The sequence below is a fragment of the Sphingomonas pokkalii genome, from assembly GCF_003096275.1.
GTDB classification, from domain to species: Bacteria; Pseudomonadota; Alphaproteobacteria; order Sphingomonadales; family Sphingomonadaceae; genus Sphingomonas; species Sphingomonas pokkalii.
Genome location: NZ_QENQ01000001.1, coordinates 1,025,923 through 1,048,054, shown reverse-complemented (window position 1 = coordinate 1,048,054; position 22,132 = coordinate 1,025,923). Strand labels below are relative to the sequence as shown.

At 66.9% G+C, this 22,132-nt stretch carries 19 protein-coding genes; 14 read left to right on the top strand and 5 right to left on the bottom strand.

Translation table 11 applies throughout. The features are described 5' to 3' along the window. Window positions 1-151: 151 nt before the first annotated feature. Genes sufB through DD559_RS04780 form a run of 3 tightly spaced genes read right to left on the bottom strand, consistent with a single transcriptional unit; the run spans window position 152 to window position 3,049 of the window. On the bottom strand, window positions 152-1,615 hold the full coding sequence (sufB, locus tag DD559_RS04790; protein ID WP_116468173.1) for a Fe-S cluster assembly protein SufB: 1,464 nt from the start codon (window positions 1,613-1,615) through the stop codon (window positions 152-154). Further along, window positions 1,615-2,130, bottom strand: coding sequence for an SUF system Fe-S cluster assembly regulator (locus DD559_RS04785; RefSeq protein ID WP_116468172.1), 516 nt, complete (start codon window positions 2,128-2,130; stop codon window positions 1,615-1,617). Before DD559_RS04785 ends, sufB begins: the two co-directional genes overlap by 1 nt. A 43-nt stretch (window positions 2,131-2,173) precedes the next feature. Further along, the gene (locus DD559_RS04780; protein ID WP_240610124.1) at window positions 2,174-3,049 is read right to left on the bottom strand and encodes an AraC family transcriptional regulator; all 876 of its coding nucleotides are present in this window, start codon (window positions 3,047-3,049) and stop codon (window positions 2,174-2,176) included. Window positions 3,050-3,350: 301 nt separating this feature from the next. Here DD559_RS04780 and DD559_RS04775 point away from each other — a divergent pair, with 301 nt between their 5' ends. From DD559_RS04775 to DD559_RS04765, 3 genes are all read left to right on the top strand, one after another. Further along, complete coding sequence (locus DD559_RS04775; protein ID WP_240610123.1) at window positions 3,351-4,334, top strand: quinone-dependent dihydroorotate dehydrogenase; 984 nt, start codon at window positions 3,351-3,353, stop codon at window positions 4,332-4,334. 267 nt (window positions 4,335-4,601) lie between these two features. Next, the gene (gene ggt / locus DD559_RS04770; protein WP_206364444.1) at window positions 4,602-6,320 is read left to right on the top strand and encodes a gamma-glutamyltransferase; all 1,719 of its coding nucleotides are present in this window, start codon (window positions 4,602-4,604) and stop codon (window positions 6,318-6,320) included. Window positions 6,321-6,367: 47 nt separating this feature from the next. Beyond that, window positions 6,368-8,152 carry an AMP-dependent synthetase/ligase gene (locus DD559_RS04765; protein ID WP_116468169.1) on the top strand — a complete coding sequence of 595 codons (1,785 nt, stop codon included), beginning with the start codon at window positions 6,368-6,370 and terminating at the stop codon, window positions 8,150-8,152. Window positions 8,153-8,186: 34 nt separating this feature from the next. Here the strand turns inward: DD559_RS04765 and DD559_RS04760 are convergent, their stop codons facing one another. After that, window positions 8,187-11,054, bottom strand: a complete 2,868-nt coding sequence (locus tag DD559_RS04760) for a M16 family metallopeptidase (protein ID WP_116468168.1) — start codon at window positions 11,052-11,054, stop codon at window positions 8,187-8,189. Window positions 11,055-11,238: 184 nt separating this feature from the next. Here DD559_RS04760 and DD559_RS04755 point away from each other — a divergent pair, with 184 nt between their 5' ends. The 3 genes from DD559_RS04755 to DD559_RS04745 are packed head-to-tail and all read left to right on the top strand — an operon-like array spanning window position 11,239 to window position 12,802. Further along, window positions 11,239-12,036: an aspartyl/asparaginyl beta-hydroxylase domain-containing protein gene (locus tag DD559_RS04755; protein WP_116468167.1), complete on the top strand. Its 798-nt coding sequence runs from the start codon at window positions 11,239-11,241 to the stop codon at window positions 12,034-12,036. A 47-nt stretch (window positions 12,037-12,083) separates the two neighbouring features. Next, on the top strand, window positions 12,084-12,500 hold the full coding sequence (locus DD559_RS04750) for a VOC family protein (protein ID WP_116468166.1): 417 nt from the start codon (window positions 12,084-12,086) through the stop codon (window positions 12,498-12,500). Continuing rightward, window positions 12,500-12,802 carry a polyhydroxyalkanoic acid system family protein gene (locus DD559_RS04745; protein WP_116470720.1) on the top strand — a complete coding sequence of 101 codons (303 nt, stop codon included), beginning with the start codon at window positions 12,500-12,502 and terminating at the stop codon, window positions 12,800-12,802. The genes DD559_RS04750 and DD559_RS04745 overlap by 1 nt, the downstream gene beginning before the upstream one ends. An 18-nt stretch (window positions 12,803-12,820) precedes the next feature. Here DD559_RS04745 and DD559_RS04740 read toward each other — a convergent pair whose 3' ends face one another. Continuing rightward, window positions 12,821-14,206 carry a PQQ-dependent sugar dehydrogenase gene (locus DD559_RS04740; protein ID WP_116468165.1) on the bottom strand — a complete coding sequence of 462 codons (1,386 nt, stop codon included), beginning with the start codon at window positions 14,204-14,206 and terminating at the stop codon, window positions 12,821-12,823. A 114-nt stretch (window positions 14,207-14,320) separates the two neighbouring features. Between DD559_RS04740 and DD559_RS04735 the strand changes: the two genes are divergently transcribed. The 8 genes from DD559_RS04735 to DD559_RS04700 all read left to right on the top strand — a co-directional run. After that, complete coding sequence (locus DD559_RS04735) at window positions 14,321-15,304, top strand: C13 family peptidase (protein WP_116468164.1); 984 nt, start codon at window positions 14,321-14,323, stop codon at window positions 15,302-15,304. A 36-nt stretch (window positions 15,305-15,340) separates the two neighbouring features. Then, the gene (locus DD559_RS04730; RefSeq protein WP_116468163.1) at window positions 15,341-15,916 is read left to right on the top strand and encodes an ATP-dependent Clp protease proteolytic subunit; all 576 of its coding nucleotides are present in this window, start codon (window positions 15,341-15,343) and stop codon (window positions 15,914-15,916) included. A gap of 96 nt (window positions 15,917-16,012) precedes the next feature. Next, window positions 16,013-16,795: a succinate dehydrogenase iron-sulfur subunit gene (locus tag DD559_RS04725; RefSeq protein ID WP_064310384.1), complete on the top strand. Its 783-nt coding sequence runs from the start codon at window positions 16,013-16,015 to the stop codon at window positions 16,793-16,795. Window positions 16,796-16,887: 92 nt separating this feature from the next. Beyond that, complete coding sequence (gene zapE / locus DD559_RS04720; protein ID WP_116468162.1) at window positions 16,888-18,000, top strand: cell division protein ZapE; 1,113 nt, start codon at window positions 16,888-16,890, stop codon at window positions 17,998-18,000. 153 nt (window positions 18,001-18,153) lie between these two features. Then, a complete protein-coding gene (locus DD559_RS04715; RefSeq protein ID WP_240610122.1) occupies window positions 18,154-19,941 on the top strand; it encodes a glycoside hydrolase family 2 protein in 1,788 nt (595 codons plus the stop codon). A 244-nt stretch (window positions 19,942-20,185) separates the two neighbouring features. Then, window positions 20,186-21,148: a malate dehydrogenase gene (gene mdh, locus DD559_RS04710; RefSeq protein WP_116468160.1), complete on the top strand. Its 963-nt coding sequence runs from the start codon at window positions 20,186-20,188 to the stop codon at window positions 21,146-21,148. After that, window positions 21,118-21,714, top strand: a complete 597-nt coding sequence (locus DD559_RS04705; RefSeq protein WP_116468159.1) for a hypothetical protein — start codon at window positions 21,118-21,120, stop codon at window positions 21,712-21,714. The genes mdh and DD559_RS04705 overlap by 31 nt, the downstream gene beginning before the upstream one ends. Continuing rightward, a partial coding sequence (locus DD559_RS04700) for a succinate--CoA ligase subunit alpha (protein WP_438270373.1) occupies window positions 21,715-22,132 on the top strand: 418 nt, incomplete at its 3' end.

Sequence of the window (22,132 nt, the reverse complement as noted above, 5' to 3'; positions counted from 1 at the left end):
CCAGGCTGAGCGGGGGCCCTTCTGTCATTCCCGCGACGGCGGGAATCCATTTGCCAGGACGTTCTTGGAAAGAACCGCGTTGGCGACCCCAATGGATCCCCGCCTCCGCGGGGATGACTCTGGAGGCGTGGATAGGACTGGTCCACCCCCATCACCCGACCGAACCTTCGAGCGAGATGCCGAGCAGCTTCTGCGCCTCGACCGCGAACTCCATCGGCAGCTGCTGCAGCACTTCGCGCGCGAAGCCGTTGACGATCAGCGCCACCGCGGCTTCCTGGTCCAGCCCGCGCTGGAGCGCGTAGAACAGCTGGTCGTCGCTGATCTTGCTGGTGGTCGCCTCATGCTCGATCTGGGCGCTGGGGTTCTTCACCTCGATGTACGGCACGGTGTGCGCCCCGCACTGGTCGCCGAGCAGCAGCGAGTCGCACTGGGTGAAGTTGCGGACATTCTCCGCGCTCGCCGCCACGCGGACCAGCCCGCGATAGGTATTGTCGCTATGTCCGGCCGAAATGCCCTTCGACACGATGGTCGAACGGCTGCCCTTGCCCAGATGGATCATCTTGGTGCCGGTATCGGCCTGCTGGCGGTTGTTGGTCACCGCGACCGAATAGAATTCGCCGACCGAGTTCTCGCCCGCCAGCACGCAGCTGGGGTACTTCCAGGTGATCGCCGAGCCGGTCTCGACCTGGGTCCAGCTCACCTTCGAGTTGCGGCCCTGGCACAGCGCGCGCTTGGTGACGAAATTATAGATGCCGCCCTTGCCGTTCTCGTCGCCCGGATACCAGTTCTGGACGGTCGAGTATTTGATCTCGGCATCGTCGAGCGCGACCAGCTCCACGACGGCCGCGTGCAGCTGGTTCTCGTCGCGCATCGGCGCGGTGCAGCCTTCGAGATAGGAGACGTATGCGCCCTTGTCGGCGACGATCAGCGTGCGCTCGAACTGGCCGGTATTCTCGGCATTGATGCGGAAATAGGTGGACAGCTCCATCGGGCAGCGCACGCCCTCCGGCACATAGACGAAGGTGCCGTCGGAAAACACCGCGCTGTTGAGCGTCGCGAAGTAGTTGTCGCGCTGCGGCACCACACGCCCAAGCCACTTCTGGACCAGCTCGGGATACTCCCGGATCGCCTCGCTGATCGACAGGAAGATGACGCCCGCCGCCTTCAGCTCGGCGCGGAAGGTCGTCGCCACCGATACGCTGTCGAACACCGCGTCGACCGCGATCTTGCGCGATCCCTCGACGCCGGCGAGCACCTTCTGCTCCTCGATCGGAATGCCGAGCTTCTCATAGGTACGGCGGATTTCCGGATCGAGCTCGTCGAGGCTGGCGATCGTCTTCTTCTGCTTCGGCTCGGCGTAATAATAGGCGTCCTGATAGTCGATCGGCGGGACGTTCAGCTTGGCCCAGTCCGGCGCCTCCAGCGTCTGCCACAGGCGGAACGCCTTCAGCCGCCAGTCGAGCATCCATGCGGGCTCGTTCTTCTTCGCCGAGATGTAGCGGACGGTATCTTCGCTCAGCCCCTTGGGCGCCAACTCCTGTTCGACGTCCGAGGCGAAGCCCCATTCATACTTCTTGTTCGCGGCGGCGAGCGCCTCGGCATTCTTGGTGGCCATCAGAAAGATACCTGGCTTTCCCCGGCGAGCACCGGAGAAGGAGAAGAAGAAAGGTCGGGAAGCGAAGGCGCGTGCCCATGCACCGGTGCGGCCACGCCCGCAAGCGCGGGGGGACCGGAAAGGCTGGCTAGGCTGACCTGGGCGAGCGCCGAGCGGACCGCGTCGCTCACCACGCCCCAATGCGGCTTCACCCGGCAATTGCCCTCGACCGCGCAGTCGTGCCTGCCTGAATCGACGCAGACGGTGAGCGCGATCGGGCCTTCGATCGCCTCGACGATCTCGGCAAGGCTGATGGCTGCGGGCGGGCGGGCGAGCCGGAAGCCGCCACCGGTGCCCCGTGCGCTTTCGATCAGGCCGGCAGCGGAAAGCTTGCTGACCAGCTTCTGCACCGTCGGCAGCGGCAACCCGGTCTCATTGGCCAGCAGCGTCGCATTGAGCCGGCACGACGCGCCGCAGTGGCGCGCGGCAGCCGCCAGCATCACCACGGCATAGTCGGCAAGGCTCGAAAGACGCATCGACTCCCAATCGGACAAAGTTGATCCGATTGGACATGTGGGCTCAGCGACCGCTCAGGTCAACTGTCTCGGGGATCACATCGGGGAGAAAGTGGAACTTTTCGGTCGCCAGCGTCACCGCCAGCACCGGATCGATGCCGTCCCGCAGCGCCCCCGGCGTGTGACCGGTGAAGTGCTTGATCTCGTTGATCATATGCGACTGATCGGCGAACGGCACCATCACCTCGTCGAGCGACGCGCCCTGGTGGATCCGCATCGCCGCGCCGATCGCGCGGAACTTGCGGCGCAGATGGTTGGGCGGCCCGGCGAAATATTCCTTGCACAGCCGCTGCACCTGGCGCTGGCCCATGCCGGTTTCCGTTTCCATCGCCATATAGAGCGAATCGATCGTCGGATCGCCCGAAGCGGCCCATTCGCGCACGATGCGCAGAAACGCCACATGGGCGCGCGGCACCCGACGCGCGACATCGAGCCGACGCAGCAGCAGCGGTTCGATCGCCGCGACCATCTCGTCCAGCGTCTCCATCCGGCAGAACTGACCATGCAGCTCGCGAATCTCCGCCCCGAAGATCGTCTCGCCATCGACCAGCCGGTCCGCAACCTTGTCCGCCTGCAGCCCGATCAGCGTGCGCCAGCCGATCCCGCGCAGCGAAATGCCGAAGCAACGAAACGGCCCGTCGATCCGATAGGTCCAGTGCGCCGTCCCCGGCCCGTTGACCATCACCGGCATGGTGCGTTCTTCATGGCCGTCGGGGAACGTGACGACACCCTCGCCGCCGAGCAGGAAGCGCCACTGCCCGAGATCGACTCGCTCGATCCCGGCCATCACCGGCGCCGAATTTTCGTACAGATAGAAGCTGTCGATATGCGGCAGCAGCCGTCCGCTGGATGGTCTAAAACGGATGTCGGATGGCCGCATCAACAACGAAGGCGCGCGCTCCGCTACCGACGTTCGACCTTCCTCCGCCGCGCCGCGCATATGATGCTTGCGTCCCCTGTGCTTCGGTTCGTCGCACTGAAGGAGCATGATGGCGCGGAAAGCGCAACGGAAAAGTGGCCCAGCCGGCAAGCCGGCCGGGCCTAAAGGAAAGGGTTCCCCCCGTTAAGCGGAACCCCTCGGGTCGCAAGCACGGATGTAACGGGTTCCGTCCGGGTGGTATTGTACGGAATCGACATTCTCACTTTTGACGACGTTTGCATTGCGATGCATGGGGGCGAAGATGCGAAATTTTCTTCATTCTGCCGTCCTCACGCTCGATGCGGAGCGGGCCCATCGCGTTGCGATTCGCGCGCTGGCCGCCTGGGGGGCGGCCGGCACGCCGTTCGGCAAGGCGCCGCAGGCCGCCGATTCGGTTACGCTGGCCGGCATCGCCTTTCCCAACCGCGTCGGGCTTGCGGCCGGCCTCGACAAGGATGCCGAAGCCATCCCGGGCCTGTTCGCGCTGGGTTTTGGCGCGGTCGAGGTGGGCACGCTCACCCCCCGCCCCCAGCCAGGCAATCCCCGCCCCCGCCTGTTCCGGCTGACCGAGGACGAGGCGGTGATCAACCGCATGGGCTTCAACAATGGCGGGATCGACGCCGCCCTGGCACGAATCGCCCGGCTGAAGCGCCGGGCCGGCGTGCTGGGCATCAATGTCGGCGCGAACAAGGATTCGGCCGATCGCGTCGCCGATTACGCGCTGGGCGTCACCAAGGCGGCGCCCCATGCCGATTACATCACGATCAACGTCAGTTCGCCGAACACGCCGGGCCTGCGCGACCTGCAATCGCGCCCGGCGCTCGATGAACTGCTGGCCGCCGCCCACGCCGCCCGTGGCGCCACGCCGCTGTTTCTGAAGATCGCTCCCGATCTGGATCGCGCCGGGCTGGAAGGCGCGGTGCGCGCGGCGATCGACCATCACATCGACGCGCTGATCGTTTCCAACACCACCATTTCCCGCCCGCCGCTCGCTTCGCCCCACGCCGGCGAGGCAGGCGGGCTCTCGGGCAAGCCGCTCCAGGCGCTGGCCCGCGCCAAGCTGGTGGAAGCGCGCGAAGCATCGGGCGGACAATTGCCGCTGATCTCCGCCGGCGGCATCGACGGGCCGGACGAAGCGAAGCGCCGCATCGATGCGGGGGCGGTGCTGGTGCAGGTCTATTCGGCGCTGGTGTATCGCGGGCCCCGCCTGCCGCGGGACATCGCCCAAGGTCTTGCCGGCCGCTAGCGTAGCGCTTGATACGCCAGCTCGGGGCCGCAGGAACGACCGCTTTCATTGGGGTGGCTGAACGGACGAAGGTGGGTGGGGAGCGGACGTTGCGCGGGTTCGCGGATGATGCTTTCTTTGATCCTCCTCCCCCGGAGGGGGAGGAATGAGCACAGCTTCCCGCGTCCGCTACTGGGGCGGCGGCCTGGCGCAAGCCGTCAATCCGCCTCCTGCCGCCTATGGCATAGCACCTTGCCACGCGGGGAAAGCGCGTTACCCCTTGGCACCATGAAATCGATCGTCGCGCTGCTGCTCGCCCTGTTCGCCCCTGTCCTCGCCCATGCCCAGGGCATGGTGAGCGCGGCCGATCCGCGCGCCGCGGCAGCGGGCGTGGAAATCCTTCGCCAGGGCGGCACCGCCACCGACGCCGCCATCGCGACGATGCTGGCGCTCGGCGTGGTCGAACCGCAAAGTTCCGGCATCGGCGGCGGCAGCTTCCTGGTGCTGTACGATGCGAAGACGCGCGCGACGACCACCGTGGACGGCCGCGAGACCGCGCCGATGGCCGCCGACGATCACTGGTTCTACGATGCCGCCGGCAAGCCGCTCAGCCGGTTCGCAGCGGTGCCGGGTGGGCGCAGCGTCGGCGTGCCGGGTGCGCTGCGGGCGATGGCACTGGCGCACCGCAGGTCCGGCAAGCTTGCCTGGGCGGCCTTGTTCGCACCGGCGATCCGCCTTGCCCGCGACGGGTTCGACGTGACCCCGCGGTTCAACAATTCGCTGGCGCAGTTTTCCGGCCATGTCGATCCGGCCTATCGCGCGCTGTTCTTCGGTGCCGACGGCAAGCCGCTGCCGACGGGCACCCGCGTCCGCAACCCGGAACAGGCGGCACTGCTGGAACGCATCGCCCGGCTGGGGCCGGACAGCTTCTATGTCGGCCCGCAGGCAGCCAAGATCGTCGCGGCCGTGAACGGTGCGGCGCGCAATCCTTCGAAAATGACCCTGGGCGACCTTGCCGCCTATGACGCCAAGCCGCGGCCGGTGCTGTGCGGGCGCTATCGCGGCTACAAGGTCTGTTCGATGGGCCCGCCCTCGTCCGGCGGCATCACCGTGCTGATGATCCTCGCGCAGCTCGAACGCTTCGACATGGCCAAGCTCGGCAAGGATTCGGCCACGGCCTGGCATCTGTTCGCCGAAAGCGCGCGGCTGGCCTATGCCGATCGCGACCTCTATCTCGGCGACCCCGATTTCGTGTCGGTGCCGCTGAAGGGACTGCTCGATCGCGGCTATATCGCCAAGCGCTCGGCGCTGATCGATCCCGCTGCGACGATGGACACCATCGCCGCCGGTACGCCGCCCGGCGCGCCCAAGCGGGTGCTGGCCAAGGTGCAGGAAGTCGCGGGCACCACCGATCTGGCGGTCAGCGATGCGGCCGGCAATGTCGTACAGGTGACCACGACGGTGGAAGGGCCGTTCGGATCGGGCCTGGCGGTGGACGGCACGATTCTGAACAACCAGCTGACCGATTTCGACTTCGTGCCGGTGAAGGACGGCGCGCTCGTCGCCAACCGCGTCGAAGGCGGCAAGCGGCCGCGCAGCTCGATGGCGCCGACGATCGTGTTCGGGCCGGACGGCAAGGTCCGGCTGGCGGTGGGCGCCGCGGGCGGGTCGACGATCATCGCGCAGGTGGCCAAGGCGATCATCGGGGTGATCGACTGGAAGCTTTCCGCGCAGGATGCGATCGGGCTGGGCCTGCTCTATGCGCCGGGCAAGACCGCGATCGCCGAGCAGGGCACCCAGCTCGACGCGATGCTGCCGGCGCTGCGGGCGCTGGGCGAGGATGTCCGTTCGATGCCGCTCGGCCTGAAGGCCAATGCGATCGAACGGGTCGGCGGGCGCTGGGTGGGCGCCGCCGATCCACGCAGCGAAGGCGTGGCGATGGATCAGGACGGCGCGGTAACGGTTATCCAGCGTGTGGGCGCCAGGCCCAACCGCCCGTCGGAATGAAGCGGGACGCTCTATCGGGAAATGGGGCGCCTGCAGGGGGAGATGGTATGCGCAAGCTCGAACACTTCGACAATCTGGTGGCGATGTTCTTCGCCCGCGCCCGCGAACGGGGTGATGCGCCCTTCCTGTGGCACAAGGCCGGCGGGCAATGGCATCCGACCAGCTGGGCCGAGGCAGCGCGGCAGGTGGCGAGCCTGGCCAGCGCGCTGACCGCGCTGGGGCTGAAGCGCGGCGACCGGGTGATGCTGGTGTCCGAAAATCGCCCGGAATTCTGCATCAGCGATCTGGCGATCATGGCGGCGGGCTGCGTCACCGTGCCCACCTACACCACCAATACCGAGCGTGATCACCAGCATATCCTGGAGAATTCGGGCGCCTGCGCGGTGATCGTCGCCAACACCAAGCTGGCCAAGACGCTGCTGCCGGCGGTATTGCGCTCCTCCACCGGACGGATCGTGATCGGCATCGACGAGGTGCGCCTTGCCCAGCAGGGCAGCCTGGAACTGCACGATTTCCGCACGCTGATCGCCGAGCACGCCACCGATCCTGCGATCACGGCCAGGCAGGCGGCGTTCCGGCGGGACGAATTGGCCTGCATCATCTACACCAGCGGCACCGGCGGTTCGCCGCGCGGCGTGATGCAGCATCACGGCGCGATCCTGCACAATTGCGAAGGCTGCGTGTCGCTCATCTCGGAGGATTTCGGCTGGGACGACGAAATCTTCCTGTCCTTCCTGCCGCTCTCCCACGCCTATGAACATACCGGCGGCCAGTTCTTCCCGATCGCGCTGGGCGGGCAGATCTATTATTCGGAGGGGCTGGAGAAGCTCGCCTCGAACATCGAGGAAGTGCGGCCGACGATCATGGTCGTCGTCCCCCGCCTGTTCGAAGTGCTGCGCACCCGCATCACCAAGCAGGTGGAGAAACAGGGCAGCATCGCGCGGTTCCTGCTCGACAAGGCGGTGGCGATCGGCGCGCGCAAGGCCGCGGGCAAGGCCGGCCTTACCGATGCGCCGATGAACCTGCTGCTCAACGCCACGCTGCGGCCAAAGCTGGCCAAGCGGTTCGGCGGGCGGATCAAGGCGCTGGTTTCGGGCGGGGCGCCGCTCAATCCGGAAGTGGGCATCTTCTTCGAATCGCTCGGCCTTACCTTCCTGCAAGGCTATGGCCAGACCGAATCGGCGCCGGTGATCTCGTGCAATCGCCCGAAGGTGGGGCTGAAGATGGACACGGTCGGCCCGCCGCTCGACGGCGTCGAGGTGCGGATCGCCGAGGACGGCGAGATCCTGGTGCGCGGCGAGCTGGTGATGCACGGCTATTGGCGCAACGAGGCCGAGACCGAACGGGTGCTGAAGGACGGCTGGCTCCACACCGGCGATATCGGCGTGATCGATGACAAGGGCCGCATCAAGATCACCGATCGCAAGAAGGACATCATCGTCAACGACAAGGGCGACAATGTCTCGCCGCAGAAGGTGGAGGGGATGCTGACGCTGCAGCCGGAGATCCTGCAGGCGATGATCTATGGCGACAAGCGCCCCTATATGACGGCGGTGATCGTTCCCGATCCCGAATGGGTGCAGGAATTCTGCGCGAAGACGGCGACGCCGTGCAAGTTCCGCAATCTTTCGCGCGATGCCGACTTCAAGGCGACGATCGGCGCGGCGGTGGAACGGGTGAACCGCGACCTCTCGGTGATCGAGCGGGTACGCAAGTTCATCCTCGCCGACGAGGCGTTCACCATCGAGAACGAACAGCTGACGCCAAGCATGAAGATCCGCCGCCATGTGCTGAAGGCAGTGTACGCGGAGCGGCTGGACGCATTGTACTGAAAAGATCCTCCCCGGCACGGGGAGGATCTTGATCTCACTTCGCCGCTTTCTCCGGCAGCACCACCATGGTCCAGTCCTTGTCGGGCCGCAGATACTTGGCGGCCAGCGCCTGCAGTTCGGCCGGCGTGGTCGCCGCATAGTCCTTGGCGAGGCTGCGCATGCCGGCGATCCGCGCGGGATCCTGCGTCCCGCCTTCGACCAGGTTCATCCAGAACATGTTGCCGCTCGACATGCGCAGCAGCTGCTGCTTGAGCGGGGTCAGCGCGCGGTTGAGTTCGTCGGCGTCGATCGGCTTCGCCACCAGGTCCGCCGCGATGTCGCGGGCGAGCTTGAAGAAGAAGCCGGTCTTGTCCGGCGGCACCATGCCCAGCGCCGCGATCTTGCCGCCGCCCGGCAGACCCACCGGCCAGTCGTTCATCACATTGGGCGAATAGCTGACGCCCGCCTGGATGCGCAGCTGATCGATCAGCCGATCGCGGAACACCGCGGTCAGAATCTCCAGCTTGCGGCTCTCGGCGAGGCCGGCGCTGCCGCCGCCGGTCGGCCAGGCGATAACCGCCGCGGCCTGATCCACCGCGCCCGTATGGGTACGCACCACCGGGGTGGCGACATGGTCCGGGAAGCGCACCGGGGCGCCGCTCTCCTTGCCGTCGGCGCGCGGCTTCAGTGCGCCGAAGCTTTCCGCGACGGCCTTCACCGTCGCATCCGAATTGAGATCGCCGAAGATATCGACTTCGATCGGACCGGTCCGGAGCAGCGGCTCCCACAAAGCGCGGAACGCCTGCGGGGTGAGCGCCGCCACTTCCTCGCGGCTTGGCACGCCCCAGCGCGGATCGCCGTCATGGAGCAGCACGTCGAGGTCGCGGCCCAGCACCGCATCGGGCGACGCCGAGAGGCCGGCATAGGAGGCCAGCGTCGCCGCCTTGGCGCGAGTGATCGGATTGGGATCCCAGCCGGGCGCGGCCAGCTTGGTCGCGAACAGGCGGAGCTGGTCGGCCAGATCCTCCTTGTTGGTCTGCGCCCGGAAGACGAAGGCGTCCTCCTCGATATCGAAGCCGAGGCCGATCTGGCGATTGCCGGTCAGCGCGTCGAGTTCCTCCTGGCCGAACTTGCCGATGCCGCTGGCCATCAGCGCGGTCTTGCCCGCCCAGGCCGGCACGCGCTTGTCGCCGGGCAACGCCCGCAGGCCGCGACCGAAGCGGATGTTGACCCATACCTTGCCGGTTTCCGACGCGTCTTCGCGCATCAGCAGCTTCACGCCATTGGCATAGCGGACCTGCTCGATGGCAAGATCGGCGTCGATCTGCTTACGCTCCACCACCTTGCCTGGCGCGCCGATGCGCGGCAGCTGCGCGAACGTCACGTTGAGCGCGCGGCGCTTCATCGCCGCCGCCTTCACATCCGCCTGGAGCGCGGCGGTGACCTTGCTCACCACGTCCGGATCCGGCGCATGGGTGTTGACCAGCGCCCGCGTCGCCGTGCCTTCGAACACCTTCTTGGCCGAGGCCTGCACGGCCGCCGGCGTGAACATGCCCTTGGCGATCGCACCCTTGAAGATCGCATAGGAGCCCTCGGGCGTCGTCACGGTTTCGTTGATGTCGACCGCCTGGACGAGATCATCGGCGATCGAGACGCCCGATTCCACCGGCGCGGTGGAGATCCGGTTGCGCATCACCGCATCGATTTCGCCGATCTCGCGATCGATTTCCGCCTGGGTGGGCGGCGTTGCCATCAGTTGCGCCGCGGTGGCGCGCACGTCGCGCAGCGCGCTCTGCCAATCGTCGCCGGTCGGCAGGACGGTGAGCGTGGTGACATTTGCCGAGCGGGCGATATCATCGAGATCGGCACCGGCGGCGATGAACGACGCACCCGACCGCGCCCGCGACTCGAGGCGGCGATTCAGGATTCGGATCGCCACCATGTCGATCATGCGCTTCTGGTTGAAGATCACCGTATCGGCGAACACCGTCCAGGGGCGCACGATCGCCATCATCGCCACCGGCTGCAGGGCCGGCTCGACGATGCTGGCGGCGATCGGATGATCGGCTTCGGGCTTGCCGAAATCGGGGGTCTTCGGCGCCTCGCCCTTCCCCTGCCAGCTGGAGAAATATTTGGCGATCATCGCTTCCAGTACCGCAGGATCGACATCGCCGATCGCGATCACCGTGGCACGTTCGGGGCGATACCAGCGATCATGGAACGCCTGCACGCTGGCAGGGGTAGCGGCGTTGAGCGCCTCGACCGTGCCGATCGGCTCCCGGTCCGCCAGCGGCTGGCCGGCGAAGATAAGCTGGTAGAGCGCATCCTGCATCCGCTTCTGCGGCGCGGGCTGCTCGCGGCCTTCGGCCAGCACCACCGGCCGTTCGGCGCTGAGCGAGGCCTGGGTGATCGCCGGCGCGGCCATCATGCCGGAAAGGATCTTGAAGCTTTCGTCCAGCCCCTGCGGCGTCGCATTGGGCAGATCCAGCTTGTAGGTGGTGCTGATGAACGTCGTGGCGGCGTTGCTATCCGAGCCGAAGGTGACGCCGAGGCGCTGCCAGATCCGCTTCGAATCGCCATCGGGCACATAGGTCGAGCCCCGGAAACTGAGATGTTCGAGCAGATGCGCGAAGCCGCGTTCCGAATCGCGCTCCATCAGCGAGCCGGCATCGATCCGCACCCTTATCGAAATCTGCCCCGGCGGCACCCCATTCTTCCGCACCGCATAGCGCACGCCATTGGAAAGCCGCCCGAACTTCCATTGATCGTCATGGACGAGATCGCTGCCCTTGTAGAGCCAGGGATCCTCGGCGGTCTGGACGCCTTCGGGGCGGCCTTGCGCCAGCACCGGGGCCGGCAGCGTGGGAGCAGCAAGTGCAAGGAGAAGCAGGGCGAAGCGCGGGGTGCGCAGGAAAGACAGCATGGAGGCCTTTCTAGAGGCGAGTGGTGCCACATGCCACCGGCAACCTTTCTGCCGAATGTACGCCACAAGAATCCATGGCGGCGCCATGTTTTGGACCCAAGTGACGGCCTAGACCGGAATCAGGAATTGTTGCGTTGCAGCACCGAAGTTCGGGCGAAACGCGAAAGTTGCGGGGAAGTTGCGCGTGGACGTTGCCACCAGCGATGCGCCGATCGGGCTGCCGGGCGAAGCCGCCGCCGCTTCCGATTCGCTGCCGTGCCGGCGGCCCTTGCTGCTGCGCTGGGGCAAGCACCTGCGCGGTACCTTCGACCGGCTGATCGCCGCTTCCTCGCTGGTGCCGAATGCGCCCGTGCTCGACATGCGCGCCTTTCCCTGGACGGCGGTGTTGCGCGCCGATTGGGAAGCGATCCGCAACGAAGCGCTGGCGGCGATCGCCGCCCAGCCGGGCGCGCCGTCGCTCGCCGCCATCTCCCCCGATCACCGCGCGATCGCGGTACCGGGCAAATGGCGCAGCCTGTTCCTGTGGGGCTATGGCTACCGGATCGACGAGAACCTTGCCCGTTGTCCGCATACCTCGCGGCTGATCGAGCAGGTGCCCGGCCTCAACAGCGCGATCTTCTCGATCCTGGCGCCCGGCACCCATATCCCACCCCATCGCGGCGTGACCAAGGGGCTGATAACCTGCCATCTGGGGCTGGTGGTGCCGCGCGACGGCGACGTGCGGATGCGAATCGGCAGCAGGGTCGTCCGCTGGGCCGAGGGCGAAACCCTGGTGTTCGACGATACCTATGACCACGAGGTGTGGAACGACAGCGCCCATACCCGCATCGTCCTGCTGATCCAGTTCCGCCGGCCGCTGCGCAATCCGGGCCGCTGGATCGCGGACACGCTGATCGGCGTGCTGCGCCGTTCCGCCTTCGTGCAGGAGGCGCGGGCCAATCTACGGCGGTGGCATCGCGGCGAAACCCTGGCCGACGCTTGATATTTGCCGCGTTGTCGCGGCGGTGGGCGGAGGCTAGACCGAACGCCATGCCACGCCCCTTTCATCTCGCTTTCCCGGTCCACGACCTCGCCGCTGCCCGCGCCTTCTATGGCGAACTGCTGGGCTGCCCGGAGGGCCGCTCCTGCGCGCAGTGGATCGACTTCGACCTTTTCGGCCACCAGATCGTCGCGCATCTCGATCCCGCCGCGAAACCGGTCGCGGTGGAGAACCGGGTGGACGGGCACGACGTGCCGGTGCCGCATTTCGGCGTGGTGCTGACGATGGCGGATTGGCACGCGCTGGCGGCCCGACTGGAAGCGACCGGCATCGCCTTCGGCATCGCGCCGCATATCCGCTTCCAGGGGCAGGTGGGCGAACAGGCGACGATGTTCTTCCGCGATCCCAGCGGGAACGCCCTGGAATTCAAGGCCTTCGCCGATGACGCGATGGTGTTCGCAAAATGATGTCGCAAACGATCCGGGTCGATATTCCGCACCAGTTGCACCGCGCGCAGGCACGGGCACGGATCGATTCCAAGATCGGCCGGCTGGCGGACAAGATCCCCGGCGGCGCCACCGTGGAGCATCGCTGGGACGGCGACAGCATGCATTTCACCGTCGGCGCGATGGGCCAGACGGTGGCGTGCCGGCTCGACGTGGAAGACACCCATATCCATGCCGAGGTCGGGTTGCCGGCAATGCTCGCGCTGTTCGCCGGCAAGGTCCGCGAAATGCTGGAGAAGGACGGCCCCCGACTGCTGGCCTGAGGGCCTTCGCTGCCGGGATCAGCGCGCCGCGCTCACCCGCCATACGGTGTTGCCGACATCGTCCGCGACCAGCAGCGCACCGCCGGCACCGGTGATCACCGCCACTGGCCGGCCCTGCGCCTCACCCTTGGCGTTGAGGAAACCGGTCAGCACGTCCTGCGGCTTGCTGCCCTTGGCGGGGAAACCGTTGTCGCCGAACGCCACGAACACCACCTTGTAGCCCGAGGGCGGCTGACGGTTCCACGAGCCATGCAGGCCGACAAAGGCGCCGTTCGCATAGCTATCGCCCAGTCGTGCGCCATCGGCGAAGGTCAGGCCCAGCGGCGCGGTGTGCGCGCCCAGCGCGAAGTCGGGGCGGCGGACATATTCGCGCAGGTCCGGCCGGCCCGGCGTGACGCGCTTGTCTTCATACCCGCCCCAATATTGCCAGGGCCAGCCGAAAAAGGCGCCGAGATCGACGCGGCTCATATAATCGGGCGGCATGTCCGAACCCAGCATGTCGCGCTCATTCACCACCGCCCACAGTGCCCCGGTCTTGGGTTCGAACGCCATGCCGTTGGCGTTGCGGATGCCCCAGGCGAAGATGCGGCTGGTCTTGTGCTCGGGATCGACCTCCAGGATCACCGCCCGATTGGTCGGCTGGGATGCGGCCGCCGCCATCTGGGCGGGGCTTTCGGCGGTGTAGATCGGGCCTTCTTCCTCCAGCCCGTCCTCGGCGATGTTCGAGGCCGAGCCGATGCTGACATAGAGGCTCTTGCCGTCGATCGACGCCACCACGTTGCGCGCCCAGTGATTGCCGCCGCCCGGCAGCGCCAGGATCTTCTGCGGCTTGGCGGTGATCTGCGTCTGCCCTTCCCGATAGGGATAGCGGACCAGGGCATCGGTGTTGGCGACATAGAGCCAGCCATTCGCCAGTGCCATGCCGCTGGGCGAGTTCAGCCCGCTGAGGAACACGGTCCGCGTTTCCGCCACGCCGTCGCCATCGCCGTCGCGCAGCAGCGTGATGCGATTGGCCGAAGCGACGCCCGCGCCCGCCCTGTTCATCAGGAGGCCCATGACCCAACCGGTAATTCCGCCCTTGTCACGCGGGGGCGAGTTGGTCTCGGCCACCAGGATATCGCCGTTGGGCAGCTGATAGAGCCAGCGCGGGTGATCCAGCTTGGCGGCAAAGGCCTGCACCTTCAGCCCCGGCGCCGCCTTCGGCATGGCGCCTGCCGGCCAGCCGACCGCCTTGGCGACGCCCACGGTCGGCACCGTCTGGTAGCGGGGTTCGGTGATTTCGGGCTCGCGGCCGGTGACCGCAACGTCGTTCAGCGTGGCAACGTCCGGCCGGCTGAGCCAGTACCAGGCGCCGGCACCGGCGACGACGAGCAGGGCGAGGGCGATCAGGAGACGCTTGAGCATGGCGCCTGCGATAAGCGGCGGCGCGGGGGAAGCCAATCCGTTTCTGCCAAATGCTTGACTTCGCGAGCAGGCGGGCAAGGATGCGGGTTCCCTGTTCCGGGAGGATCGGCCCGAATGCAGTTCCGGTTATATGCGTCCGCCGTTGCCGTGATGCTCGCGCTTTCGGGCGCCCTGCCCGCCGTCGCGCAGCAGCAGCAGCCACCGGAGCATCGCACCGAATGGCCCGGCCTCGTCTCCGGTGATTCGGGGATCGACGGACTGGAAAGCGGACCGGAGCTGCAACGGGGCCGCAGCCCCCAGGCGATGCTGGCCGATCAGCGCCGGCTGACGGCGGCCCTCGCCGGGCTGCAGCCGGGGCGCAAGGGCGTCGTCGATGCCTATGTGGTGAGCGTGGCGCTGGACAGCGACCCGGTGTTCGCGCGCGAAGCCCGCGAAAGCGCGCGCGTGCTGACCCGCCGCTACGATGCCGAGGGGCGATCGCTGGTGCTCGCCGGCGGAGACGGCCGGGGCGCGCCGCCGCTGCCGTCCGGCAGCATCACCGCGCTCACCCTCGCCCTCGCCCGCGTCGCCGAGCTGATGGACCGGAACGAGGATGCCCTGATCCTGTTCGTCACCGCGCACGGCGCCCCCGATGCCGGCATCGCCTATCATGACGGCGACCAGGGCTTCGGCGTTCTTTCGCCCGCCCGACTCGCGGCCCTGCTCGACGGCCTGGGCATCCGCAATCGACTGTTGCTGCTTTCCGCCTGCTATTCGGGTGCGTTCGTGCCGCGACTGATGAGCGATACCACCGCCATCCTTACCGCCGCATCCGCGACGCGTTCGTCGTTCGGGTGCCGCGCCGAGAATGACTGGACGTTTTTCGGCGACGCGCTGCTCAACCACGCGCTGCGCAAGGCCCAGCCGCTCGCCGATGCGGCGACCGAGGCGCGCCAAAGGATCATCGGCTGGGAACGCGAGGGCCGGCTCGATCCATCGCATCCGCAGGTAACGATCGGCGACGGCGTCGCACGCTGGCTTGCGCCGCTGGAAGCGCGGATGCCGAAGGTCGATACGCCCCCCGTGGGCGCGCCGGCGACGGATGCGCTCCAGCCCTGAGGCGGAACCACGTCCCGGCTCGCCGGTTGGCGGCGGATGACCGACTCCACCAGCCCGCTCCAGCGCTATCCGCTGCTCGCCGCGCCACATGTGCGGCTGCAAGGCAATGTCGACGACGCGATGTACCAGCGCTTTCGCGAGCAGATGCTCGCAGCCCCGGAGGAGGGGCCGCTTGTCTTCGCGCTCTCCACGCTCGGCGGCGATCCCGAGGTGGCCCGCCTCATGGCCGACGAGCTGCGGCTGCTCCACGACCAGAGCGGGCGCGAGCTGCTCTTCCTGGGCAAGGTGGCGGTCTATTCGGCGGGCGCGACCTTCATGTCCGGCTTCCCGGTAGACAAACGCTTTCTCACGCGCACCACCCGATTGATGCTGCACGAACGGCAGATGCATTCCGCACTGGAGCTATCGGGCCCGCTGCGCATGCTGCCGGCGATTCTCAAGGCCAAGCTCAACGAGATCGAGCATTCGATCCGCATCGAGGAAGAGGGCTTCCGGGCGCTGGTTGCCGGATCGCGCGTCGATTTCGAGGAACTGCGCCGCCGCGCACCCGACAATTGGTATATCGAGGCGCAGGAAGCCCGCGATCTCGGCCTTGTGCTGGACGTGATCTAGACCCGCGATCCAAAGGACACTTGCGCTGCGGATGCGAAAGGCATAGCTCGCCCCGCAAAGACGCGTCGCGCCGAAGCGAAAGAGGAAGTGACAGGAATGGCCGAATTCCGCCTGCCCAAGAACAGCCGCATCACCAAGGGCCAGGAGCACAAGGCGAGCCCCGAGGCCACGCGGGTCAAGAAGTTCAAGATCTACCGCTACGACCCCGATTCGGGCGAGAACCCGCGCTACGACACGTTCGAAGTGGACCTCGACGATTGCGGCCCGATGGTTCTCGACGCGCTGATCAAGATCAAGGGCGAGCAGGATTCGTCGCTGACGTTCCGCCGCTCGTGCCGCGAGGGCATTTGCGGTTCCTGCTCGATGAACATCGGCGGCAAGAACGGCCTCGCCTGCACCACGGCGATCGAGGACGTGAAGGGAGAGGTGCAGATCACCCCGCTGCCGCACATGGACGTGATCAAGGACCTGGTCCCCGATTTCACGCACTTCTATGCGCAATACGCCTCGATCAAGCCGTGGCTGCAGACCGTGACCACCACGCCTTCGGGCAAGGAGCGCCTGCAGAGCCCCAAGGATCGCGAGAAGCTGGATGGCCTCTACGAGTGCATCCTGTGCGCCTGCTGCTCGACCTCGTGCCCGAGCTACTGGTGGAACAGCGACAAGTTCCTCGGCCCGGCGATCCTGCTCCAGGCCTATCGCTGGCTTGCCGATTCGCGCGACGAGATGACCGGCGAGCGGCTCGACCAGCTCGAGGATCCGTTCCGCCTGTATCGCTGCCACACGATCATGAACTGCGCGAACGCATGTCCGAAGGGCCTGAGCCCGGCCAAGGCGATCGCCGAGGTAAAGAAGCTGGCCGCCGAGCGCGTGCTTTGAACGCCACGGATCAACCTTCGCTCTGATACGATGATCACGAGCCGCCTGGCCCAACGGCCCGGCGGCTCGTTCCTTTTGGTGACCTGCCTTCCATGACCCGCGTTCTCGATCGCTACCGCGCCCTCGTCTCCGCCGGCGAGCTTCGCCCCGATCGCGAGCAGGAAGCCGCCGCCGCGCAGCTCGATGCGCTGGCCCAGGCGTTGCAGGCCGCCCCGCGCAAGGGCAGCGTGCTGTGGAAGCTCACCGGCCGCAAGCCGGCGGTGCCGCGCGGGCTGTATCTGTGGGGCGGGGTCGGCCGCGGTAAATCGATGCTGATGGACCTGTTCTTCGACAGCCTCGACATCCGCAGGAAACGCCGCGTCCATTTCCACGAATTCATGCTGGAAGTGCACGAACGGCTGAACGTCGAGCGGCAGAAGGATACGGCCGACCCGGTGACCGCCGTCGCCGACGCGCTGGCCGACGACGTCCGCCTGCTCGCCTTCGACGAGCTGGTGGTGAACAACCCGCCCGACGCGATGATTCTCTCGCGGCTGTTCACCGCGATGATGGCGCATGGGCTTACGGTCGTCGCGACCTCCAACCGGCCGCCCCAGGATCTCTACAAGGACGGGCTCAACCGCCAGCTGTTCCTGCCGTTCATCGACCTGATCGGCGAGAAGATGGACGTGCTGGCGCTCAACGGCCCGGTCGACTACCGGCGCGACCGGCTGGGCAGCGTCGACACCTGGCTGGTGCCCAACGGCCCCGAGGCCACCGCCGCCCTCTCCGCCGCCTTCTTCCGCCTTACCGACTATCCGGTGGAGGACCGCGCCCGCGTCCCCACCTGCGAGGTGCCGATCCCCGGCGGACGCGAGATTCTGGTGCCGAAATGCGTGAAGGGCGTCGCGGTCTTTTCGTTCAAGCGGCTCTGCGGCGAGGCGCGCGGGGCGCCAGACTATCTCGCCATCGCCCGACGCTTCCACACCGTCATCCTGGTCGGCATCCCCAAGCTGGGGCCGGAGAACCGCAACGAAGCCGCACGCTTCGTCACGCTGGTCGACGCGCTGTACGAGCATAAGGTGAAACTGCTCGCCGCCGCCGATGCCGCGCCGGAGCATCTCTACGAAACCGGAGACGGCCGGTTCGAGTTCGACCGCACCGTTTCCCGCCTGCTCGAAATGCAGTCCGATGCGTATCTGGCCAAGGGCCATGGAGCGGATTGATCAGACCACGTTGTACGTCCACGCTCCCGTTCTACAATGACAATGGGCTCCGGGATGTCCCGGAGGAACAGGGAGAAGATGATGCGGCGGTTACGCCTCCTCGCGGCCATGGGTCTTGCGTGTCTTGGAATATCGTCGGCATGGGCGCAGCCCGTGCTGGTCGCGGCAGACCTGCGCCAGCAGCAGAGCCTGGACGGACCCTGGCACTGGTCGATCGACCCGTATCGCGACGGCCTCGCGGGCTTCCATGGCGAACCCCCGAACGCGCGCACCAACCGCGCCGCCGACGTGATCGCTGCCGACGTGATGCAGGCCAAGCCGCGCACCTTCTTCGAACAAGACATGCAGCTATCGCCGGTGGTGAGCCTGCCCGGCTCGTGGATCGGCCATGCGCCCGAGATGCGGCTGTATCAGGGTCTGGTGTGGTATCAGCGCGACTTCCCCGCGACCGCACCCAAGCCGGGGACCCGCGTGTTCCTGCGCATCGGCGCGGCCGAATACCGTTCCTATGTCTATCTCAACGGCAAGCCGCTGGGCGAGCATCGCGGCGGCTACACCCCCTTCGCGTTCGAAGTGACCAAGCTGCTGCGGCCGGGCCGCAACCAGATCACCATCGGCGTCGATTCGGTGCGCACCGCCAATGACGTGCCGCCGCCCGTGACCGACTGGGAGACCTATGGCGGCATCACCCGCAGCATCACGCTGGTGACGGTGCCGGACACCTATGTCGACGACGCCTTCGTGCGCCTGACGCCCGACGGCAGCCACATCGCCGTTTCGGTGAAGCTCGAAGGGCCGAAGGCAGCGAACACTGCGGTGAAATTCCGCATCCCCACGCTGGGCGCGACGCTCGACGGCAAGACCGATGGCGAAGGCAAGTGGGAAGCGACGCTGCCGGTGCCACGCAATCTCGTCCGCTGGTCGCCCGAGAATCCCAAGCTCTACGACATCGCGATCGATGCCGGCGCGGATCACTTCGCCGACCGGATGGGCTTCCGCACCATCGCAGTGAAGGGCACCGACATCCTGCTCAACGGCAAGCCGATCTTCCTGCGCGGCATTTCGATGCACGAGGAAGAGCTTGGCGCGAACCCGGTGCGCGCGATGACGCCCGCCGCCGCCCGCGCGCTGCTGAGCGAGATCAAATACGGCCTGCACGGCAATTTCGTGCGGCTGGCGCACTATCCGCACAGCGAGCTGACCACCCGGCTCGCCGACGAAATGGGCCTGCTGGTGTGGAGCGAGGTGCCCCTCTACTGGCTGGTCAACTGGAACAATCCGGACACGCTGGCCGATGCCCGCCGCATCCAAGCCGAAAACATCCGCCGTGATCGCAACCGTGCCTCGATCATATTGTGGAGCGTGGCCAACGAAACGCCGACCAACGACGCGCGCAACGCCTTCCTCCGCACGATGATCGCCGATGTGCGCACCCTGGACTCCAGCCGCCTCGTCACCGCGGCGCTGCTGAGCGGGCGCGAGGGCAACAAGATCATGAAGATCGACGATCCGCTCGCCGCCGATCTCGATGTCATGGCGATCAACACCTATAACGGCTGGTATACCGACGATGCGCTGGAGGACCTTGCCAGCCAGGAATGGCGCGGACCGGCCAACAAGCCGCTGATCTTCTCGGAGTTCGGCGCCGACGCGCGCGCCGGCTATCACGATCCGGTGGCCAGCCCACACAAGTTCAGCGAGGAATATCAGGCGGACTATTACCGCGCGACGCTGGCGATGGCCGCCAAGGTGCCGTTCCTGCGCGGCATGAGCCCCTGGATCCTCAAGGACTTCCGCTCGCCGCGCCGCCAGCACCCGATCTACCAGCAGGGCTGGAACCGCAAGGGGCTGATCTCCGAGACCGGCCAGCACAAGCTCGCCTTCGACGTGCTCGCCGGCGACTATGCCAAGCGCGCGGCGACCGACGCAGCCAGGCGCTGATCCCTCCTGTCCGCTTCCCCTTCCCCAGGCGGGGGTTGGGGGGAGCCCGGCGGGGGGGCATCGCAGACCCGCGGTAGATCGGCGCGAAACGCGCTTATTGCTCCTGCGAATGATTTGCAAAGATAATCCTGCGCCTATACCCAAACACGGGTTGCAGCCTCGCTATTATAGGCCTATCCCGCCTCCGCTTCCGCGGCGTGCCGTTGCGCGACCGCTTTTGCTTGGAACCAACCAAGGAGATTCCATGGCTCGCAAGAAGATCGCGCTGATCGGCTCCGGCATGATTGGCGGTACGCTCGCGCACCTCGCCGCCATCAAGGAACTGGGCGACATCGTCCTGTTCGACATTGCCGAGGGCACCCCGCAGGGCAAGGCGCTCGACCTCGCCCAGTCCGGTCCGGTCGAAGGCTTCGACGTCGCCCTGAAGGGCGCGAACAGCTATGAGGACATTGCGGGCGCCGACGTCTGCATCGTCACCGCCGGCATCCCGCGCAAGCCGGGCATGAGCCGCGACGACCTGCTCAAGACCAATCTGGGCGTGATGAAGGCCGTGGGCGAAGGCATCGCCGCGCACGCGCCCGACGCCTTCGTGATCTGCATCACCAACCCGCTCGACGCGATGGTGTGGGCGCTGCGCGAGTTTTCGGGCCTGCCGCACCAGAAGGTCGTCGGCATGGCCGGCGTGCTCGATTCGGCACGCTTCCGCCACTTCCTCGCCGAAGAATTCAACGTCTCGGTCGAGGACGTCACCGCCTTCGTGCTCGGCGGCCACGGCGACACCATGGTCCCGGTGATCGAATATTCGACCGTTGCCGGCATTCCGGTGCCCGACCTGATCAAGATGGGCTGGTCCACCCAGGAGCGCATCGACGCCATCGTCGCGCGCACCCGTTCGGGCGGCGGCGAGATCGTCGCGCTGCTCAAGACCGGCTCGGCCTTCTATGCCCCCGCCACCAGCGCGATCGCGATGGCCGAGAGCTATCTGAAGGACAAGAAGCGCCTGCTGCCCTGCGCCGCGCACCTGACCGGCCAGTACGGCGTTGACGACCTGTACGTCGGCGTGCCGATCGTGATCGGCAAGGACGGCGTCGAGCGCATCGTCGAGATCGAGCTGAACCCCACGGCGAAGCAGAATTTCGACGTCTCGGTCGACGCGGTCAAGGAACTGGTCGCGGCATGCAAGTCGATCGACTCCTCGCTCGCCTGATCCTTCCCCCGCTTCTGGCGGTGCCGGGCGTCGCTTCCGCACAGGAAGCGATCGCCACGGCGCCAACGGAGCCGGTGGAGTTGTTCCGTGCCGTGTGCATGGGCGGCGCCGCCCGGTTGACGCGGGGCATGGCCGAACCGGCAAGCTATGCCACCCTGCCCCTCCCGGCGCAGCGCGCGCTGGGGGAATCGGCGGAGGCAGACGCTGCGGCGGCGTTGAAGGCGACCGCCCCGGCCGAAGCCCGCGTTCCTAACACGATCTATCGGATCGCCGGCGGCAACACCTATCTGTTCGTACCCAAGGCCGGCACTAACGCCGGTATCCTCGCCGATTCCTGCCTGGTCCTGTGGCTGAGCAGCGGCGAAGACTATCTTTCGGCACGCAAGATCGTGCTGCCGGGCGAAGGGAAGGTGCCGCTCTATGCGCGCCCCGCTTCCAAGCCCGATGGCGCCACCTTCGTGGCCGCACCGTCTGGCACGACGCAGTACACGCTCGCCACGTTCGGCGGCTGGATTGCGCTTCGTTCCTATACCCCTCCTCCCAGCGACCCGGAAAAGGCGAACTGAATGAGCATCCTCGTCGACAAGAACACCAAGGTCATCGTCCAGGGGATGACCGGTGCCACCGGCACGTTCCACACCGAGCAGGCGCTTGCCTATGGTACGCAGATGGTCGGCGGCGTTACCCCCGGCAAGGGCGGTAGCACGCATATCGGCCTGCCCGTGTTCAACACGGTCGCCGAAGCCAAGTCCAAGACCGGCGCCGATGCCAGCGTGATCTACGTGCCGCCCCCCTTTGCGGCGGATTCGATCCTCGAGGCGATCGATGCCGAGATCCCGCTGATCGTCGCGATCACCGAAGGCATTCCGGTGCTGGACATGGTGAAGGTGAAGCGCGCGCTTTCGGGCTCCAAGTCGCGCCTGATCGGCCCGAACTGCCCGGGCGTGCTGACGCCGGGCGAGTGCAAGATCGGCATCATGCCGG

Coding starts and splice junctions, on each gene's coding strand:
- zapE (WP_116468162.1), top strand. CDS start 16,888: ATGACCCGCGTTCTCGATCGCTACCGCGCCCTCGTCTCCGCCGGCGAG.
- DD559_RS04730 (WP_116468163.1), top strand. CDS start 15,341: ATGACCGACTCCACCAGCCCGCTCCAGCGCTATCCGCTGCTCGCCGCG.
- DD559_RS04705 (WP_116468159.1), top strand. CDS start 21,118: ATGCAAGTCGATCGACTCCTCGCTCGCCTGATCCTTCCCCCGCTTCTG.
- DD559_RS04750 (WP_116468166.1), top strand. CDS start 12,084: ATGCCACGCCCCTTTCATCTCGCTTTCCCGGTCCACGACCTCGCCGCT.
- DD559_RS04735 (WP_116468164.1), top strand. CDS start 14,321: ATGCAGTTCCGGTTATATGCGTCCGCCGTTGCCGTGATGCTCGCGCTT.
- DD559_RS04775 (WP_240610123.1), top strand. CDS start 3,351: ATGCGAAATTTTCTTCATTCTGCCGTCCTCACGCTCGATGCGGAGCGG.
- DD559_RS04780 (WP_240610124.1), bottom strand. CDS start 3,049: ATGCGGCCATCCGACATCCGTTTTAGACCATCCAGCGGACGGCTGCTG.
- DD559_RS04765 (WP_116468169.1), top strand. CDS start 6,368: ATGCGCAAGCTCGAACACTTCGACAATCTGGTGGCGATGTTCTTCGCC.
- DD559_RS04740 (WP_116468165.1), bottom strand. CDS start 14,206: ATGCTCAAGCGTCTCCTGATCGCCCTCGCCCTGCTCGTCGTCGCCGGT.
- DD559_RS04725 (WP_064310384.1), top strand. CDS start 16,013: ATGGCCGAATTCCGCCTGCCCAAGAACAGCCGCATCACCAAGGGCCAG.
- mdh (WP_116468160.1), top strand. CDS start 20,186: ATGGCTCGCAAGAAGATCGCGCTGATCGGCTCCGGCATGATTGGCGGT.
- sufB (WP_116468173.1), bottom strand. CDS start 1,615: ATGGCCACCAAGAATGCCGAGGCGCTCGCCGCCGCGAACAAGAAGTAT.
- DD559_RS04745 (WP_116470720.1), top strand. CDS start 12,500: ATGTCGCAAACGATCCGGGTCGATATTCCGCACCAGTTGCACCGCGCG.
- DD559_RS04760 (WP_116468168.1), bottom strand. CDS start 11,054: ATGCTGTCTTTCCTGCGCACCCCGCGCTTCGCCCTGCTTCTCCTTGCA.
- DD559_RS04785 (WP_116468172.1), bottom strand. CDS start 2,130: ATGCGTCTTTCGAGCCTTGCCGACTATGCCGTGGTGATGCTGGCGGCT.
- ggt (WP_206364444.1), top strand. CDS start 4,602: ATGAAATCGATCGTCGCGCTGCTGCTCGCCCTGTTCGCCCCTGTCCTC.